19 protein-coding genes are annotated in these 17,784 nt (G+C 46.5%); 17 read left to right on the forward strand and 2 right to left on the reverse strand.

From position 1 onward, the window contains the following. Positions 1-89 precede the first annotated feature (89 nt). From NYE68_RS08250 to pyc, 3 genes are all read left to right on the forward strand, one after another. Positions 90-371 (forward strand): YlaN family protein, encoded by a 282-nt coding sequence (locus NYE68_RS08250; protein WP_003154494.1) that lies wholly within the window; start codon positions 90-92, stop codon positions 369-371. 204 nt (positions 372-575) lie between these two features. After that, on the forward strand, positions 576-1,787 hold the full coding sequence (locus tag NYE68_RS08255; RefSeq protein ID WP_015417409.1) for an FtsW/RodA/SpoVE family cell cycle protein: 1,212 nt from the start codon (positions 576-578) through the stop codon (positions 1,785-1,787). 75 nt (positions 1,788-1,862) lie between these two features. Then, complete coding sequence (gene pyc, locus NYE68_RS08260) at positions 1,863-5,309, forward strand: pyruvate carboxylase (RefSeq protein ID WP_229041440.1); 3,447 nt, start codon at positions 1,863-1,865, stop codon at positions 5,307-5,309. Positions 5,310-5,406: 97 nt separating this feature from the next. Here the strand turns inward: pyc and ctaA are convergent, their stop codons facing one another. Then, a complete protein-coding gene (gene ctaA / locus NYE68_RS08265; RefSeq protein WP_007611205.1) occupies positions 5,407-6,333 on the reverse strand; it encodes a heme A synthase CtaA in 927 nt (308 codons plus the stop codon). A gap of 343 nt (positions 6,334-6,676) precedes the next feature. On the opposite strand from ctaA, the gene cyoE reads away from it, so the two are divergent. The 6 genes from cyoE to ctaG all read left to right on the forward strand — a co-directional run bounded on the left by cyoE (position 6,677) and on the right by ctaG (position 12,649). After that, complete coding sequence (gene cyoE, locus NYE68_RS08270; RefSeq protein WP_053573410.1) at positions 6,677-7,594, forward strand: heme o synthase; 918 nt, start codon at positions 6,677-6,679, stop codon at positions 7,592-7,594. Positions 7,595-7,811: 217 nt separating this feature from the next. Then, positions 7,812-8,882 carry a cytochrome c oxidase subunit II gene (gene coxB / locus NYE68_RS08275; protein WP_003154484.1) on the forward strand — a complete coding sequence of 357 codons (1,071 nt, stop codon included), beginning with the start codon at positions 7,812-7,814 and terminating at the stop codon, positions 8,880-8,882. 31 nt (positions 8,883-8,913) lie between these two features. After that, positions 8,914-10,782 (forward strand): cytochrome c oxidase subunit I, encoded by a 1,869-nt coding sequence (ctaD, locus tag NYE68_RS08280; RefSeq protein WP_007611227.1) that lies wholly within the window; start codon positions 8,914-8,916, stop codon positions 10,780-10,782. Then, positions 10,782-11,405 carry a cytochrome c oxidase subunit III gene (gene ctaE / locus NYE68_RS08285; RefSeq protein ID WP_003154482.1) on the forward strand — a complete coding sequence of 208 codons (624 nt, stop codon included), beginning with the start codon at positions 10,782-10,784 and terminating at the stop codon, positions 11,403-11,405. The genes ctaD and ctaE overlap by 1 nt, the downstream gene beginning before the upstream one ends. 2 nt (positions 11,406-11,407) lie before the next feature. Further along, a complete protein-coding gene (ctaF, locus tag NYE68_RS08290; RefSeq protein WP_007409686.1) occupies positions 11,408-11,740 on the forward strand; it encodes a cytochrome c oxidase subunit IVB in 333 nt (110 codons plus the stop codon). A gap of 24 nt (positions 11,741-11,764) precedes the next feature. Then, the gene (ctaG, locus tag NYE68_RS08295; protein ID WP_229041439.1) at positions 11,765-12,649 is read left to right on the forward strand and encodes a cytochrome c oxidase assembly factor CtaG; all 885 of its coding nucleotides are present in this window, start codon (positions 11,765-11,767) and stop codon (positions 12,647-12,649) included. Positions 12,650-12,683: 34 nt separating this feature from the next. Here the strand turns inward: ctaG and NYE68_RS08300 are convergent, their stop codons facing one another. After that, on the reverse strand, positions 12,684-13,043 hold the full coding sequence (locus tag NYE68_RS08300; RefSeq protein ID WP_007409688.1) for a YugN family protein: 360 nt from the start codon (positions 13,041-13,043) through the stop codon (positions 12,684-12,686). Positions 13,044-13,183: 140 nt separating this feature from the next. Here NYE68_RS08300 and NYE68_RS08305 point away from each other — a divergent pair, with 140 nt between their 5' ends. From NYE68_RS08305 to coaD, 8 genes are all read left to right on the forward strand, one after another. Further along, complete coding sequence (locus NYE68_RS08305; protein ID WP_017417724.1) at positions 13,184-13,627, forward strand: CBS domain-containing protein; 444 nt, start codon at positions 13,184-13,186, stop codon at positions 13,625-13,627. 84 nt (positions 13,628-13,711) lie between these two features. Further along, positions 13,712-14,752: a CAP domain-containing protein gene (locus NYE68_RS08310; protein ID WP_007409690.1), complete on the forward strand. Its 1,041-nt coding sequence runs from the start codon at positions 13,712-13,714 to the stop codon at positions 14,750-14,752. 164 nt (positions 14,753-14,916) lie between these two features. Further along, complete coding sequence (locus NYE68_RS08315) at positions 14,917-15,327, forward strand: YlbD family protein (protein ID WP_007409691.1); 411 nt, start codon at positions 14,917-14,919, stop codon at positions 15,325-15,327. A gap of 15 nt (positions 15,328-15,342) precedes the next feature. Continuing rightward, a complete protein-coding gene (locus tag NYE68_RS08320) occupies positions 15,343-15,582 on the forward strand; it encodes a YlbE-like family protein (protein WP_003154475.1) in 240 nt (79 codons plus the stop codon). Positions 15,583-15,652: 70 nt separating this feature from the next. Then, a complete protein-coding gene (locus NYE68_RS08325; RefSeq protein ID WP_003154472.1) occupies positions 15,653-16,102 on the forward strand; it encodes a YlbF family regulator in 450 nt (149 codons plus the stop codon). Between the two features lie 58 nt (positions 16,103-16,160). After that, a complete protein-coding gene (locus tag NYE68_RS08330) occupies positions 16,161-16,433 on the forward strand; it encodes a YlbG family protein (RefSeq protein WP_003154470.1) in 273 nt (90 codons plus the stop codon). A 298-nt stretch (positions 16,434-16,731) separates the two neighbouring features. Next, entirely contained in the window at positions 16,732-17,286 is a 555-nt protein-coding gene (gene rsmD / locus NYE68_RS08335; protein ID WP_007409693.1) for a 16S rRNA (guanine(966)-N(2))-methyltransferase RsmD, read from the forward strand. 4 nt (positions 17,287-17,290) lie between these two features. After that, positions 17,291-17,773 (forward strand): pantetheine-phosphate adenylyltransferase, encoded by a 483-nt coding sequence (gene coaD, locus NYE68_RS08340; protein ID WP_007409694.1) that lies wholly within the window; start codon positions 17,291-17,293, stop codon positions 17,771-17,773. Positions 17,774-17,784: the final 11 nt, after the last annotated feature.

Consider the following 17,784-nt stretch of genomic DNA (forward strand, 5'->3'; position numbering starts at 1 on the left):
ATCTGCTTAAATCCTCTTGCAATTTCATCTGATACCCTTTATGATAAATAGAAGAATTAGGTACTCGCCTGGGGAACGGAGGGATACTTTTGGCTTCAGAGATTATAGTTGACCATCAGCAGAAAGCATTCGAGCTGTTGAAGTTAGATGCTGAGAAGATTTTGAAGCTGATCCGAGTACAAATGGATAACTTAACGATGCCTCAATGTCCTCTGTATGAAGAGGTCTTGGATACTCAGATGTTCGGACTGTCGAGGGAAATCGATTTTGCTGTCCGCCTGGGATTAGTTGACGAAAACGACGGCAAAGAGCTGCTGGACAGACTTGAAAGAGAACTGTCTGCTTTGCATGATGCGTTTACAGGAAAATAAATGATCAAACTCAAACTATTCAACGGTTTGGGTTTTTTTATAACCGTAAACCGTTTTTTTGCATCTTCTTTTCGTAAGACGGTCTCTTAATCTGCATTTCATCCGAAAAACTATAAAGAAACTGCGTAAAATGTTTATGAATTATAGTAAAATATAATACGCAATAGGTATTAAACGTAAGCTTTAAGCAGGAAAGAGGATGTTATGTTTAAAAGAATGTTAAAATCTTACGATTATTCATTGATATGCGCTATCATTCTGCTGTGCAGTTTCGGATTGGTAATGGTATACAGCTCAAGCATGATTACCGCCGTTATGCGTTACGGCGTGAGCAGCGACTATTTCTTTAAACGGCAGCTGTTCGCCGTCATCGCGGGGTTTGTGCTGTTTATCATCGCGGCCGTTTTTCCGTACAAAGTGTTCGCCCATCAAAAGATTCAGAAATTCATACTGCTTGCGTCAGTGGCTGCGCTTTGCGCGCTGTTTGTTTTCGGACATGTTGCCGGAAACGCGCAAAGCTGGTTTAAAATCGGCGGAATGGCCATTCAGCCGGGGGAATTTGTCAAGCTGTCCCTGATACTGTACCTTGCCGCGGTATACGCAAAGAAACAAAGCTATATCGATCAGCTTTTGACGGGGGTTGCGCCGCCGGTGATCGTCACCGTAGTCATTTGTGCGCTTATCGCCATTCAGCCTGACTTCGGAACGGCGATGATTATCGGCCTGATCGCGTTTTGCGTCATTATGTGTTCGGGCTTCAGCGGAAGGACCCTGCTCAGGCTGGTTCTCATGGCGGGAATCGTATTGCTCCTTGTCAGCCCGATCATCTATCTGAAATGGGACGATATTTTGACACCCGGGCGTATGAGCCGGTTTGAAAGCCTTGAAAATCCATTTAAATACGCCAGCACATCAGGCCTGCAGATTATAAATTCGTATTATGCGATCGGCTCAGGCGGTTTTTTCGGTCTCGGTCTTGGAGAAAGCATTCAAAAATACGGTTATCTGCCTGAATCGCATACAGACTTTATTATGGCGGTTATTTCAGAGGAGCTCGGCATTTTCGGCGTCCTGTTTGTCATTGTGCTGCTGGCTTTTGTGGTGTTGAAAGGTTTTTATATTGCGAGAAAATGTGAAGATCCGTTCGGAAGCCTTTTGGCAATCGGGATATCCAGCATGATTGCGATTCAGACCTTTATCAATCTCGGCGGTGTCAGCGGTTTAATTCCGATCACAGGTGTTCCGCTGCCGTTTATCAGCTACGGGGGCTCATCGATGTTTTTGTTATTAACGAGCGCCGGTATATTGGTGAATGTCAGCATGCATGTCAAGTACTCAGAAAAGAAGAAAAAGAGGGAGCCCGTTCCGTCTAAGGGGGTAAAAAGACGGCAGACGGAAAAATCTGTGTATCTCTAAAAAACAAGTGTATACACAGGGCGGATATTCCTTTATTATAAACTACATATTTATTAGGCCAAGGGGGAGAAAAGTTTGTCACAACAATCCATCCAAAAAGTGTTAGTAGCAAACAGGGGAGAAATTGCGATCCGGATTTTCCGGGCGTGCACAGAATTGAACATCAGAACGGTAGCCGTTTATTCAAAAGAAGATTCGGGCTCCTATCATCGCTATAAAGCGGATGAAGCTTATCTAGTGGGAGAAGGCAGAAAACCGATTGACGCGTATCTTGATATTGAAGGGATTATTGAGATCGCAAAAAGAAACGGCGTAGATGCCATTCATCCGGGCTACGGATTTCTCTCTGAAAATATCCAATTTGCGAGACGCTGTGAAGAAGAGGGCATCGTATTCATCGGACCGACGTCAGCGCATTTGGATATGTTCGGAGATAAAGTAAAGGCGAGGGAGCAGGCAGAAAAAGCCGGCATCCCCGTTATTCCGGGGAGTGACGGACCGGCTGAAACATTAAAAGATGTCGAACAATTCGCAAAAGTCCACGGATTTCCGTTTATTATTAAAGCATCGCTCGGAGGCGGAGGGCGCGGAATGAGAATCGTCCGAAGCGAAAGCGAATTGAAAGAATCGTTTGAGCGGGCCAAATCAGAAGCGAAAGCCGCATTCGGAAACGATGAAGTGTATGTTGAAAAACTGATCGAAAATCCTAAGCATATTGAAGTTCAGGTGATCGGAGATAATGAAGGCAATGTCGTCCATCTGTATGAGCGGGACTGTTCCGTTCAGAGACGCCATCAAAAAGTCATTGAGGTGGCGCCGAGTGTATCTTTGCAGCCTGAATTAAGGGACGAAATCTGTGAAGCGGCTGTGGCGCTTGCGAAAAATGTCGGCTATATCAACGCGGGGACCGTGGAATTTCTCGTAGCGGACGGTGAATTTTACTTTATTGAAGTGAACCCGCGCGTGCAAGTGGAGCATACGATTACGGAAATGATAACGGGGGTTGATATCGTTCAGACGCAAATCCTCGTCGCGCAGGGCCACGGACTGCACAGCCGTGCCGTCAATATCCCTGAGCAGAAAGACATTTTTACAAACGGGTATGCGATACAATCACGTGTGACCACTGAAGATCCGCTGAATGACTTTATGCCTGACACGGGTAAAATTATGGCTTACCGCTCAGGCGGCGGCTTCGGCGTCCGCCTTGATACGGGAAACAGCTTCCAGGGCGCCGTCATCACGCCTTATTATGATTCACTGCTCGTCAAGCTGTCGACATGGGCGCTGACGTTTGAACAAGCATCAGCGAAAATGGTCCGCAACCTGCAGGAATTCAGGATCAGGGGCATTAAGACCAATATTCCGTTTCTTGAAAACGTGGCAAAGCATGAAAAATTCCTGACGGGCCAATATGACACATCGTTTATCGACACAACGCCTGAGCTGTTTGTTTTCCCAAAACAGAAGGACCGCGGAACAAAAATGCTTTCCTATATCGGCAATGTCACGGTGAACGGTTTTCCGGGAATCGGGAAAAAAGAAAAACCTGCATTTGATAAGCCTCAGACCGTTACGTTAGGTATCGGGGAAAAGCCGGCAAGCGGTACGAAACAGATCCTTGATGAAAGAGGCGCTGAGGGGCTTGCAGACTGGGTGAAAGAGCAAAAATCCGTGCTCCTGACCGATACAACGTTCAGGGATGCCCATCAGTCCCTGCTTGCAACCCGGATCAGATCCAATGATTTGAAAAAAATCGCGAATCCGACGGCTGCCCTGTGGCCTGAACTGTTCAGCCTTGAAATGTGGGGAGGCGCGACATTTGATGTAGCGTACCGTTTCTTAAAAGAAGACCCTTGGAAACGCCTTGAAGATCTTCGCAAGGAAGTGCCGAACACATTGTTCCAGATGCTGCTTCGTTCATCAAATGCCGTCGGTTATACAAACTATCCGGACAATGTCATCCAAAAATTTGTCCGGCAGTCAGCGGAGTCAGGTATTGACGTATTCCGGATCTTTGACAGCCTGAACTGGGTAAAAGGGATGACGCTGGCCATCGATGCCGTCCGTGAAACCGGAAAAGTGGCGGAGGCTGCGATTTGTTACACGGGAGATATTCTTGATAAGACCCGGACGAAATATGATTTGCAATATTATCTTTCTATGGCGAAAGAGCTTGAGGCGTCTGGCGCCCACATTCTCGGTATTAAAGACATGGCCGGTCTTTTGAAACCTCAAGCCGCATACGAACTTATCTCAGCGCTGAAGGAAACGATTGATATTCCCGTTCATCTTCACACGCATGATACGAGCGGCAATGGCGTCTTTCTCTATGCCAAAGCTGTTGAAGCGGGTGTGGACATCGTGGATGTCGCCGTCAGCTCAATGGCGGGTCTGACTTCACAGCCGAGTGCAAGCGGATTTTATCATGCGCTTGAAGGAAACAGCCGCCGTCCTGAAATGGATGTCCGGCAGGTGGAAAGACTGTCGCAATACTGGGAATCCGTCCGTCAGTATTACAGTGAATTTGAAAGCGGGATGAAGTCCCCGCATACTGAGATTTATAATCATGAAATGCCGGGCGGCCAGTACAGCAATCTGCAGCAGCAGGCAAAAGGAGTCGGCCTGGGTGATCGCTGGAATGAGGTGAAAGACATGTACAGCGTCGTCAACCGCATGTTCGGCGACGTGGTGAAAGTAACACCTTCTTCCAAAGTCGTCGGAGATATGGCGCTTTACATGGTGCAAAACAATTTAACAGAACAAGATGTTTATGATAAAGGCGAAACGCTTGATTTTCCGGATTCAGTCGTTGAGCTCTTTAAAGGGCAGATCGGCCAGCCGCACGGCGGATTTCCGGAAAAACTGCAAAAGCTTGTTCTGAAAGGACAGACGCCGATCACGGTAAGACCGGGTGAGCTGCTTGAACCGGTATCTTTTGAAGGTATTAAAGAAGAATGGAAAGAAACGCATCAGATGGAATTGAGTGATCAGGACGCAATCGCGTATGCTCTTTATCCGAAGGTGTTTACTGAATATGTTAAAACGGCGGAACGCTTCGGTGATATTTCCGTATTGGACACACCGACTTTCTTCTATGGCATGACACTCGGTGAAGAAATCGAAGTGGAAATCGAGCGCGGAAAAACGTTGATCGTGAAGCTTGTATCTATCGGTGAACCGCAGCCAGATGCGACACGTGTCGTTTATTTCGAATTGAACGGCCAGCCGCGCGAGGTGGTCATTAAAGATGAAAGCATTAAATCATCCGTACAGGAAAAATTAAAAGCAGATCGGACAAACCCAAGCCACATTGCGGCATCTATGCCGGGAACCGTCATTAAATTGTTAACGGAAACCGGGGCAAAGGTAAATAAAGGCGATCATCTGATGATTAATGAAGCGATGAAAATGGAGACGACGGTACAGGCGCCGTTCTCCGGGACGATACAGCAGATTCATGTGAAAAACGGTGAACCGATTCAGACAGGCGATTTACTGATCGAAATTGAAAAAGCGTAAAAAATGAACATAAAAAACCTGATCCTCCCCCGTGTGCGATCAGGTTTTTTAGATGTAAAAAGGCCGAAGCTCTGATGCTTCGGCCTTTTCATGTGCCTCAGATGTTCCGCTGTTTTGATTCATAGCGGAAGCGGGCGATTAATAATAAGAAATAGCATAAGACGCCGAACAGGCCGGCAATAAAGAGCGAATGGGCAAGTGCAAAGCCGGTGGCCATTTCTGAATAAACAACCATGATTCCGGAGAGCGCCTGTAATACAACAAAGGCAAGAGCCGCTATCCAGCCCCCAAGAATCTGTTTTTGGTCTTTGTAAGAGCGCACCGCATGTGCAAAAGCGACAAGAATCCATACGAACAGAAGCAGCGCTGCCGTTCTGTGGCCCATCTGCACCCATTCCTGAAAATGGGACGGAAGCCCGTGATTCAGCCTGCTGCAAAGCGGAACGTCAGGGCAGGCAAGGCTTGATTTCGTATGGCGCACATAAGCCCCCGTATAAACGACGATATACGTGTAAATCGAAAGGCCGATCATATGAAACTGCATTTTCCTGCCGATTCTGAGCGGCTTGACGAGCTTTTTGTCTGATTTATCAGCTTCAAATATGAGCAGCGTCAAAATCAGAACAGAAGCGAAAGAAATCAGCGATATGCCGAAATGAAGCGCCATAACGAGCGCATTTGATCCGAAAACAACCGCTAATGCGCCGAGAAGCGCCTGTAAAAATAAAAAGATAATGGACATAATGGCGAGAAAGGTTGTTTCACGGAAAACAGGCGTGACTTTTCTCCATGCCCAAAAAGCGAGACTCAGCACGAGAACGATTGAGACACCGCTTGCGAGTCTGTGGCTCCATTCAATGATAGAAGCGGCGTTAAGCTCCGGGAAAAACCGGCCGTGGCAAAGCGGCCACTGCCTTCCGCATCCGAGACCCGATCCTGTCTTTGTGACAAGAGCGCCGCCGATCAGCACGACGAGCATAACGAATGTCGTCAGCACGCCGAGCGCTTTCAAAGCTTTATTCATTTTACATTCACCTTCTTAACAAACTGGACAAAATGATATACGTACCAAGTGTAAGCGAATATGTGTTTTGTGGCAATTCTCAATTCTGTTTGTTCACAAAAATATAATAGAATCAGGACTTCTTAGATAATGGGGTTGATTATTCCAGATGGGTCTGATAGAAATAAAGTAACCGCTTTATTATGAAACCGGCGGATTTGGTAAAATTCATAAAAAGTTCACAAATAAATTCCTGTTTCTCGTTTAATATTTAAGAGGATGTTTTTTTACAGGTCATTATCTTGTATGATAGAGTTGCAGGTCTTAAAAAACCTGCTTTAGGTTTGTAAGGGAGGTTTACGTTATGGCTAATTCCAGAATTTTAAACGATACAGCTATAGACGGACAGATTGAAGAGACGACGGCATGGAAGGATTTCCTTTCGCTTATCAAAATAGGAATCGTCAATTCGAATTTAATTACGACTTTTACCGGCATGTGGCTTGCGTTACATATATCCGGTCTGAGTTTTTTAGGCAATTTAAACACCGTGCTTCTTACATTAATAGGATCTTCTTTGATCATCGCCGGTTCTTGTGCGGTTAACAACTATTACGACCGTGATATCGATCATTTAATGGAACGCACGAAAGTAAGGCCGACGGTAACCGGAAAGATTCAGCCGAATCAAGCGCTGTGGTCAGGAATTTTACTCATTGCTTTAGGACTTATCATGCTTTTGATGACCACCGTGATGGCAGCAGTCATCGGTTTTATCGGCGTGTTTACGTACGTTGTTCTTTATACAATGTGGACGAAACGCCGTTATACGATTAATACGGTTGTCGGAAGTGTATCAGGCGCCGTGCCGCCGTTAATCGGCTGGACAGCGGTTGAAGGGCACATCGGTGTTGTCGCGTGGGTTTTATTCATGATTTTATTCATCTGGCAGATTCCGCACTTTTTAGCGCTTGCGATTAAGAAGACGGAAGATTACAGAGCAGCGAATATTCCGATGCTTCCGGTAGTGCACGGCTTTGAAGTGACGAAAAGACAGATTATCGTCTGGGTCGCATGCCTGCTGCCGCTTCCGTTTTTCCTCGGCAGTCTCGGTCTTCCGATCGTCATTCTCGGCACTTTGCTGAATGTCGGATGGCTTATTCTCGGACTGATGGGATTCCGTATGAAAAACATCATGAAGTGGGCAACTCTTATGTTTGTCTATTCGCTTAATTACATGACCATTTATTTTGTAGCGATGGTGGTCTTTACGCTGTTTTAATTGAATAATGAGCTTGTTTGATCGCCAAAACAAACAATGACAACTAGTAAACGCCGCCTTGACCTTTTGTTTAATCAGGCGGCTTTGCTTTTATACATAGATGGAATTTTAAGTAAAAAATCTCATATTTTAAGAAATGAGGAAAAGAAGTATTTCGGCTGGAAGCAGATTTACTGCTTGTGCATCTCGTACTGATTCAAAAAAGGGGTTGGGTGAAATGTTAAAGCGTTGGCGTCTTTTATCATTATTAGCCTTAGTGCCGCTTTTATTGAGCGGCTGTGGAAAACCGTTTCTGTCCACACTCAAGCCTGCCGGCGAAGTGGCTGATAAACAATATGATCTGACGGTGCTCAGCACACTTATCATGGTTGTCGTCGTTGCGGTCGTAGCAGTTATTTTCTTTTACGTCATTGTGAGATTCAGACGGTCGCGTATAGGGGAAGACACGATACCGAAACAGGTGGAGGGGAACCGTTTTTTAGAAATCACTTGGACCGTTATTCCGATCTTGCTTCTGATTATTCTTGTCATTCCGGTTGTCATCGACACATTGGCGCTGGCGGATACGTCGCCGATGGATAAGAAAAACCGTAAAGCAGAGGATGCGCTCGTGATTAATGTAAGGGCGAATTTATACTGGTGGGAATTCGAGTATCCTGATTACGGGTTTGTGACAAGTCAGGAGCTGATCGTTCCCACAGATGAACGCGTCTATTTCAAGCTGAAGTCCTCAGATGTGAAACACTCTTTCTGGATTCCGTCAGCCGGGGGAAAAATCGATACGAATACGGATAATGATAATACTTTCTTTCTGACCTTCGATTCTAAACGCAGCAAAGAAGCGGGAGAATATTTCTTCGGGAAATGCGCAGAGCTGTGCGGACCTTCACATGCGCTGATGGATTTCAAAGTGAAGCCGCTGCCGTCAAAAGAATTTAAACAATGGACGAAAGCGATGAAAAATTATAAGCATACAACAGATTCCGGTTTAGCTGCGCAAGGAGAAGAGCTGTTTAAGGAAAAAAACTGCCTGAGCTGTCATGCGGTTGAGCCCAATGATAAACGGGCTGAAGCGGCAAGAACGGCTCCGAACCTCGCTACCTTCGGTGAACGGGTCAAAGTGGCCGGCATTAAGGATGCGAATAAAGAGAATATAAAAGCCTGGCTGAAAAATCCGGACAGCATTAAACCGGGCAATAAAATGACAGGCACTTATCCGAAGCTCTCGGACGCTGAAACGGATGCGCTGTATGAATATCTAAAAGGGCTGAAAGCTGAGAACAAGTGAGGACAGGGAGATATCAGGGGGGAGGTCGTAAATGATGAATACGCTTACAGGACAGCAAAGAAAAAGCTCTTTGCTTTGGGATTATTTGACGACGGTTGACCATAAGAAAATCGCGATTTTATATATGATCGCCGGGGGATTTTTCTTCGTCGTCGGCGGACTTGAGGCCATGCTTATCAGGATTCAGCTCTTGAGGCCGGGGAACGATTTTATGGGTGCTCAGCAGTTTAATGAAATTATGACGATGCACGGCACGACAATGATCTTCCTGGCGGCGATGCCGCTGTTATTCGGGCTGATGAACGCGGTTGTGCCGCTGCAGATCGGGGCGCGTGACGTTTCATTCCCATTTTTGAATGCGCTCGGATTTTGGCTGTTTTTCTTCGGAGGCATCTTTTTGAATCTGAGCTGGTTTTTAGGAGGCGCTCCTGATGCAGGATGGACGTCGTATGCGTCGCTTGCGCTGAATTCGAAAGGGCACGGCATAGACTTTTTCGTGCTCGGCCTGCAAATATCAGGCTTAGGTACGCTGATTGCGGGGATCAATTTTCTCGCCACGATTATTAATATGAGGGCGCCGGGTTTGACGTATATGAGACTGCCGCTGTTTACGTGGACGACATTTGTGGCGTCGGCACTCATTTTATTCGCATTTCCTCCGCTCACCGTCGGTTTGGCGCTGATGATGCTGGATCGTTTGTTCGGAACGAATTTCTTTAATCCTGAATTGGGCGGCAATACGATAATCTGGGAGCATCTGTTTTGGATTTTCGGGCATCCGGAAGTATACATTTTAATTCTTCCAGCCTTTGGGATTTTTTCAGAAATCATTCCCGTATTTGCGAGGAAACGTCTGTTCGGTTATTCGTCTATGGTCTTTGCGATCGTGCTGATCGGCTTTCTCGGGTTCATGGTTTGGGTTCACCATATGTTTACGACGGGACTCGGACCGATCGCTAATGCGATATTTGCGGTTGCGACGATGGCGATCGCGGTGCCTACCGGCATTAAAATTTTCAACTGGCTTTTGACCATCTGGGGAGGAAACGTCAAATTCACGACGCCTATGCTGTATGCCGTCGCCTTTATTCCTTCTTTCGTACTCGGAGGAGTCACGGGTGTCATGCTGGCGGCCGCAGCGGCAGATTATCAGTTCCACGATACGTATTTTGTCGTAGCGCATTTCCACTATGTCATTATCGGCGGCGTTGTGTTCGGCATCCTGGCGGGCGTGCATTTCTGGTGGCCGAAAATGTTCGGGAAGGTGCTTCATGAAACGATGGGGAAAATTTCGTTCGTCTTATTTTTTATCGGGTTTCATCTTACCTTCTTCATTCAGCATTTCCTCGGTTTGATGGGAATGCCGCGGCGCGTTTACACATATCTGCCCGGCCAGGGGCTTGATACCGGCAACCTGATCAGTTCAATCGGCGCGTTTTTCATGGCAGGCGCGGCTGCTTTACTCGTCGTCAATATTATTTATACCTCAATAAAGGGGAAATACGTCGGGAACGACCCGTGGCTGGACGGTCGTACGCTTGAATGGGCGGTCTCTTCGCCGCCGCCGGAATATAATTTTAAACAGCTTCCGTTTGTCCGGGGACTTGACCCGCTGTGGATTGAAAAGCAGGCCGGAAATGAAGGGATGGCGCCTGCAGAGCCTGTAGAGGACATTCATATGCCGAACGGCTCCATCATGCCGTTTATCATATCTTTCGGGCTGTTTGTCGCAGCGTTCGGGTTTTTATACCACTCCGATTATTCATGGGGGCTTCCGGTTATCTTCATAGGGCTCGGCATCACATTCTTTACCATGCTGCTTCGCTCTGTGGTCGATGATTACGGCTATCATATTCACAAAGAAGATCTGCCGAATGATGATAAAGGGGTGAAGGCGTAATGCAGCTGCAGGAAAAAATGACGGCTGAAACCTTTCCGGCTTCTCCTGAAAAAGCAACGCTGGAGGGGAAAAATAAGTTTTTGGGATTTTGGCTGTTTCTCGGCGGGGAAACGGTTCTGTTCGCCTCGCTATTTGCAACATTCCTTGCTTTACGGGAATCTAAAGCCGGAGGGCCGTCAACGGCTGAGATGTTTGAGCTGCCAATCGTATTTATCGCGACGATGCTTCTTTTAACGAGCAGCTTAACGAGTGTGTATGCGATGTATCATATGAAAAATTTCTCCTTTAAAAAAATGCAGGTGTGGCTTTTGGTTACCGTTTTATTGGGAGCAGGATTTTTAGGGGTAGAAATCTATGAATTTATGCATTACACTCACGAATTCGGCTTTACCATTACAAGCTCTGCGCTCGGCTCAGCGTTTTACACGCTCGTCGGCACACACGGAGCACACGTGGCGTTCGGGCTGTTGTGGATCAGCGCGCTGATGATCCGGAATGCAAAAAGAGGGCTCAGCCTTTATAATGCGCCGAAATATTATGTGGCCAGCTTATATTGGCATTTTATCGATGTCGTGTGGGTCTTTATCTTTACCGTTGTATATTTGATGGGGATGGTGGGATAACGATGGACGATAACAAAAACAGAGGGACTGTCAGTACGGATCTCGAATATCGAAAAAAGAAAAATGCCGAGGAGATGAAATATCAGGTCATATCCTTCGGTTTGATGATCGGCCTTACGCTTGTCGCGTTTTTGACGGTGGCTGCTGACGGCATTGCCGGATGGTTTACGATGCCGTTTCTGATCCTGCTTGCGGTCATCCAGGTCATCTTTCAGCTGTTTTACTTTATGCATATGAGCCAGAAGGGGCATGAAGCGCCGTCATTATTTCTGTATTCGGGAATATTTGTCGCGTTTATCACCGTGCTTGCATTTGTCACGATTATTTGGTGGTAATCGGGGCGGCGGGGAGTGAGAGATTTGATTAATTTGGAAATGTTCGGGTTTCGCGCAATGTGGAGCCCGTATGTGTTTTGTATAACTGCCGTGATAACAGGTGTTTACTTTTACTGGTGCAGCCGGCATAAAGGACGTGTGGCCGCTAAGGAGAAGGTGCTGTTTGTGCTTTCTGCGCTATTTTTTTACGCGGCTGCGGGAAGTCCGGTTGATTTATTGGGCCATGTGATGTTCAGCGCCCATATGGCGCAGATGGCGGTTCTGTTTTTAGTCGTACCGCCGCTGTTGATTTCCGGAATTCCCGGCTGGGCATGGAAAAAACTGATCTTCCGTCCTGTCGTAAAGCCGCTGTTTTCGTTCTTTTCAATGCCGCTTATCGCATTAGTGCTGTTTAACGGTATTTTTTCACTGTATCACATCCCGTTTATATTTGATTTCGTCAAAACGGATTCGCTGTATCACACGCTGATGAACGGACTCATCTTTGTAACGGCGTTTTTTATGTGGTGGCCGCTTGTGCATAAGGTGGACGGTCTGCCCCGTCTCAGCGGTTTAATGAAGCTGGGGTATATTATGGCAGACGGGATTCTGTTAACGCCGGCCTGCGCGCTCATTATGTTCAGCGGGGCGCCCATGTATGCCACGTATACAGATCCGGCGGCTTGGGCCGAAGCAATGAAGCTTTGCGTTCCTTTAGATTTGCTGGAGGAGATCCCTTTATCCGGGCCGGAGATGTTTAACACGCTTCCTCCTCTGGAAGATCAGCAGCTTGGGGCAGTACTGATGAAAATCATTCAAGAAGCGGTCTACGGAACATATTTGGCTGTCATCTTTTTTCAGTGGGTCAGAACGGAACGGGAAAAAGATACGCTGTCAGAGCCGCCGTATATCGAGCATACCGTCTCATGAAAAAAAGTACAGCAGAATATGCTGTACTTTTTTATTACATTTGCACTGTTTTTAATGACTCTTCCAATTCAAGCAGTAAAGCTTTGCTTTCAGCGACGACATGTTCCGGAAATTCTTCAGCGCTGCCGTATTCTACGCCGTGCGGATAATAATGCTTTCCTAAAAGAGGGGCCTTCAGCTGAATCACGGCCCGGCTGCCGCCGACATCGCCCTCTTTTGCCGTTCCTTGAATCCGCAGATAAAATGTCCCCTCAGGTACTGAAAACTTTTTGTCGTAAGTCACTCTTTCATAATCCCATTGTCCAGCCAGAATGAGCCCTTTACCTTCCATCAGATCATTCAAGCGGCTGAGCTCCGCTGTTACCCCTTCAAGACCGCTGTTTTCAAACTTCAAACCTTCCCCCTCCTTTTAAAAATGCCCTTTCCTGACAATCATAGTATGAAAGCGTTACACTTTCAATGATTCATACGGTGAAAGTATGCAAAAAGAAAAATTTGACGACAATAGTAGCAGAAAAAAGGAGGAATTCCGCAATGACAAAGATCAATAAGCTCATGACGTCAGACTTGCAATATTGTACAGTATTAGATAATGTATATGAAGCTGCGGTGAAGATGAAAGACGCAGATGTCGGCGCCATTCCGATAGTGGATGAAGACGGCGCCACACTTGTCGGGATCGTGACAGACAGAGATCTCGTATTACGGGGAATTGCTTCAAAAAAGCCGAACTCTCAAAAAATAACCGACGCAATGACAGAGCGGGTTATCAGTGCAGAGGAAGACGCCTCTGTGGAGGAGGTGCTCCATTTGATGGCTGAACATCAGCTCAGAAGAATTCCCGTCACAAAGGATAAAAAACTGGTCGGCATTGTTACGCTCGGCGATCTTTCGTTGGCCGAGCAATCAAATGAGCAAGCAGGCCGAGTGCTGTCTGACATTTCTGAAGACGGCGGTCCGGAGGGGTTTATCCATTAAACATAAATCACGGACGATGCAAATAGGCTGTACTGTATAAGAGTAAACAAAAACAGAACGGTTTGAACATATGGGGGTGAGAGGTTGAAAAATATCGCAAGGGCTCTCGTTATCCTTTTGCTTATTTACGGAGCGTATGTTCTGTTTATACAATATGGATCGGCTCCTCAGAAAAAGACGGATCAGGAGGAGCCTCAGGTTTCCAATGAAGAAGAGAGCGGAAAACGGCTGAAAATGCCGTCATCCGGACTGCTTTCTCTCATGGGGAAATCTGCCGCCGATGTGAAAAAGAAACTTGGGGAACCGTCCCGGAAAGATCCTTCTGCCTACGATTACGAGTGGTGGGTGTACAACCAGGGGAAAGACCAATACGTACAAGTCGGTATTTTGAATGATAAAGCCGTGACTTTATACGCTTCGGGAAGCGGCATCAACGCAAAACCGTTTAAGATCGGCGAATCGACGGGCGAAGTTTTTAAAACGACGCAGGTTTCTCCTTTTGTCAATGTGACTGACAAGGGAAACACGTATCGGTTTGAGTTTTCCGAAGAAGATATCAATACCCGTCCCACCGTCAAGATAGGCGGAATGTATGTTCAGCTGTACATGGACAAATTTGACGGGAATCTGTCAAGCATCAGGGCATTTGATGCGGAAACACTTGTGAAACAAAGGCCGTATGAAGTCATGTACAGAGGAAAGCTGACAGAACCCGAGCCTGTTTCTGATAAAAAATGGAACGACATTGAACGAGCGAGTGAACAGCAGATTCTCGATATTACAAATGTCATCCGCGTGAAACACGGACTTGCAAGGCTGAAATGGGACGAAGGCGCCGCAAAAGTGGCATTCGGTCACAGCAAGGACATGAAGGATAACAAGTATTTCTCTCACGTCTCAAAGAAATACGGGACTCTGAAGGACCGCTTGGAAAAAGGCGATGTGAAATACCGGGAGGCCGGTGAAAATATTGCCTACAACTATGTGGACGGTCCTGCAGCCGTGGAGGGCTGGCTGAACAGCGAAGGCCACAGAAAGGCGCTGTTAAGCCCGGATTATACGCACCTCGGTGTCGGCGTTGATCAGAAGTATTATACGCAAAACTTCATCAAGCCTTGGCAGTAAAAAACCGCAGAGGGGCGCGTCCCCCGCGGTTTTTTTATGTTTTTTCGCGAGCGGTGCTCCTGCTGAAAAAAATATACCTGCTTTTTTTCGCAATTTAGGCGAACATTAAGGCGCATGAACCGATACATTATAGCAGGCAAAACTTTTCGGAGGGGGTGAGAATTGTGGCGAATCAGCAATCACGGCAATCAATCGATGATTTTAAACAATTCGTAAAAAAGCATCCCAAACTGATCCAAAATGTTCGCAAGGAACAAAGAAGCTGGCAGGAAGTCTATGAAAACTGGGTTCTTCTGGGCGAGGATGATCCGATATGGGACCCTTTTAAAGACGAGGCCGTTCAGCCTTCTTCCGACGCGGAAACCAAACAGGAACCAGCTGAAAAAAACGATTTCGTTTCAAAAATGGTCACTGCCGTCAAAAAGATGGATATCAACCAAATGAATGAGCAGATCAATAAAATGAGCCAATCCATTTCATCATTGCAAAGCCTTTTAAGCCAATTTTCGGGGAGCAGCACGAAGCAGCCCCGGCAAGGCTCCGGACAACATCCTTTTTCGTTCAGGAAGGATTAAAGAAGGGGATCGTGTATGCGAAAAGAGGTTCAGGAATTCATATCCGCAGATGAGGAACGGAAACGGTTTATACGGCAGCGCCCCGTCTGGTACCGCAGACTTGCGAGAAAACCGGACGATCTCAATTCCTTTCAGCTTGACATGATGAATTTTTATGAAAAGACGATACCTCATCGGGTAAGCCAATTCTCAAACGGGATTCAAATGGCGCAGATGATGATGCAGATGGTTCACGCCATGCGTTCACAGGATTAAAAAGCGTTTAAACGCCGCATTTTCCAATTGGGTGGTTTCATGGTAAACTAGCAACTGGAGGTGCGTATTTATGTATGCAACAATTGAGTCCGTCAAGCTTCAAAGTGAAGCGGAGCAGCTTGCCGGCATGATTCTGCAGTCTGAGACGGCTGAAAATTACCGCGATTGTTACAAGCGTCTCCGTGAAGATGAAGAGGCAGGGCGGATCATTCGTTCTTTTATGAGCGTTAAAGAGCAGTATGAGGATGTGCAGCGCTTTGGCAAATACCATCCTGATTATAGAGAGATTTCCCGCAAAATGAGAGAAATGAAGCGGGAACTGGATTTAAACGATAAGGTGGCCGAATTTAAAAAAGCGGAGACTGAGCTTCAGTCGCTGCTTGACGAGATCAGCATTGAACTCGGAACGGCCGTCTCGGAGCATGTAAAAGTGCCGACGGGGAATCCTTATTTTGACGGCCTGTCATCCTGCGGCGGCGGGTGCGGTTCCGGCGGCGGCTGCGGATGCAAAGTTTCCTGACGAGACGGCCGTCTCGTCTTTTACATAAAATGAACAGAAAGTCAGGCGGGTGATCATGATGGAAAATAAGCGCCAAGGCATAATCGTATATCTGCATTCCTTAAAACACAGCAAAATGCTGAGAAAATTCGGCAACGTTCATTATGTTTCCAAGCGGCTGAAATACGTTGTGCTGTATTGCGATATGGACCTAATCGAAAAAACAATGGAAAAGATTTCTTCTTATTCTTATGTGAAGAAGGTAGAGCCTTCTTATAAACCTTTTTTAAAGCTGGAATTTGAATCAAAGCTTGATAAGGCGAAAGAGTACGATTATAAAGTCGGTATATAAAAAAATCCCCGCAGATACCTGCGGGGTCCTTCTATTCCTTAACAAGTTAAGGAGAAGGAAAAGGGAGAGGAGAAACCGGAGGAAGAACTTATGGGGAAACGTAAGTCTTCTCCGCGGTTGGCAACAACATCATTCATTGATGCTGTTACACGTAGTCTTGACAGGAATGTGAATATGTATACACGATTTCACGTTCATTGTTTGAAAGAATGCTTTATGATAAGATAGGGATTGTTTTGATACATAACGGCTCAGCCGATGAGTAACATCAAAGTTTTCAGAAAAAGTGGTGTGAATAATGAGAGTAATTTCCGGTTCAAGAAAAGGACGAGCCTTAAAGGCTGTGCCGGGCACATCAACAAGGCCGACGACGGATAAAGTAAAAGAGTCTATTTTTAATATGATCGGTCCGTATTTTGACGGAGGAACGGGGCTGGATTTATTTGCGGGGAGCGGCGGTCTCGGGATTGAAGCGCTGTCGCGCGGATTTGACCGCTGTATCTTTGTGGATCGTGATTTCAAAGCCATCCAAACGGTAAAAGCGAATATCAAAGCGCTTGATCTGCTGTCTTCAGCGGAAGTATACCGCAATGATGCAGAGCGGGCCCTCTATGCCGCGGCGAAACGGGAAAAAGGTTTTGACGGAATTTTCTTAGATCCTCCGTATAAGGAACAAAAGCTGAAAGCGCTTATCGAAATGATTGATGAGCAGAACATGCTGAATGAAGACGGTTTTGTCGTAGCCGAGCATGATAAAGCCGTTGCGCTTCCTGAAGCCGTCGGCGCGCTTTCTGTAACAAGAAGGGAAATTTACGGGCTTACAGGAGTGACGATATACCGAAATAGGGGGTAATGATGTGGCAAGTATAGCTGTATGTCCCGGAAGTTTTGATCCCGTCACCTACGGACATCTGGACATTATCAGACGGGGGGCAAACGTGTTTGAGCAGGTGTACGTATGCGTGCTCAATAATTCTTCTAAGCAGCCGCTGTTTACAGTTGAGGAACGATGTGAGCTGTTAAGAGAAGTGACAAAAGACATACCGAATGTTACGGTCGAGACGTCACAGGGACTGTTAATCGACTATGCGAAAAAAAAGCGGGCGAAGGCGATTATCAGGGGGCTCAGAGCCGTTTCTGACTTCGAATATGAGATGCAGGGGACTTCCGTCAACCGCGTGCTCGACGAATCAATAGAAACTTTTTTTATGATGACGAACAATCAGTACTCTTTTTTAAGTTCAAGCATCGTAAAAGAAGTCGCAAAATATAACGGGCCTGTTTCAGAGTTTGTTCCTCCGGAAGTTGAACAGGCGCTGATGCAGAAATTTAAAGGATGAGAAGCGCTGAT

The organism is Bacillus sp. FSL R5-0447 (assembly GCF_038606125.1).
In the GTDB taxonomy this organism is placed as follows: domain Bacteria; phylum Bacillota; class Bacilli; order Bacillales; family Bacillaceae; genus Bacillus; species Bacillus velezensis.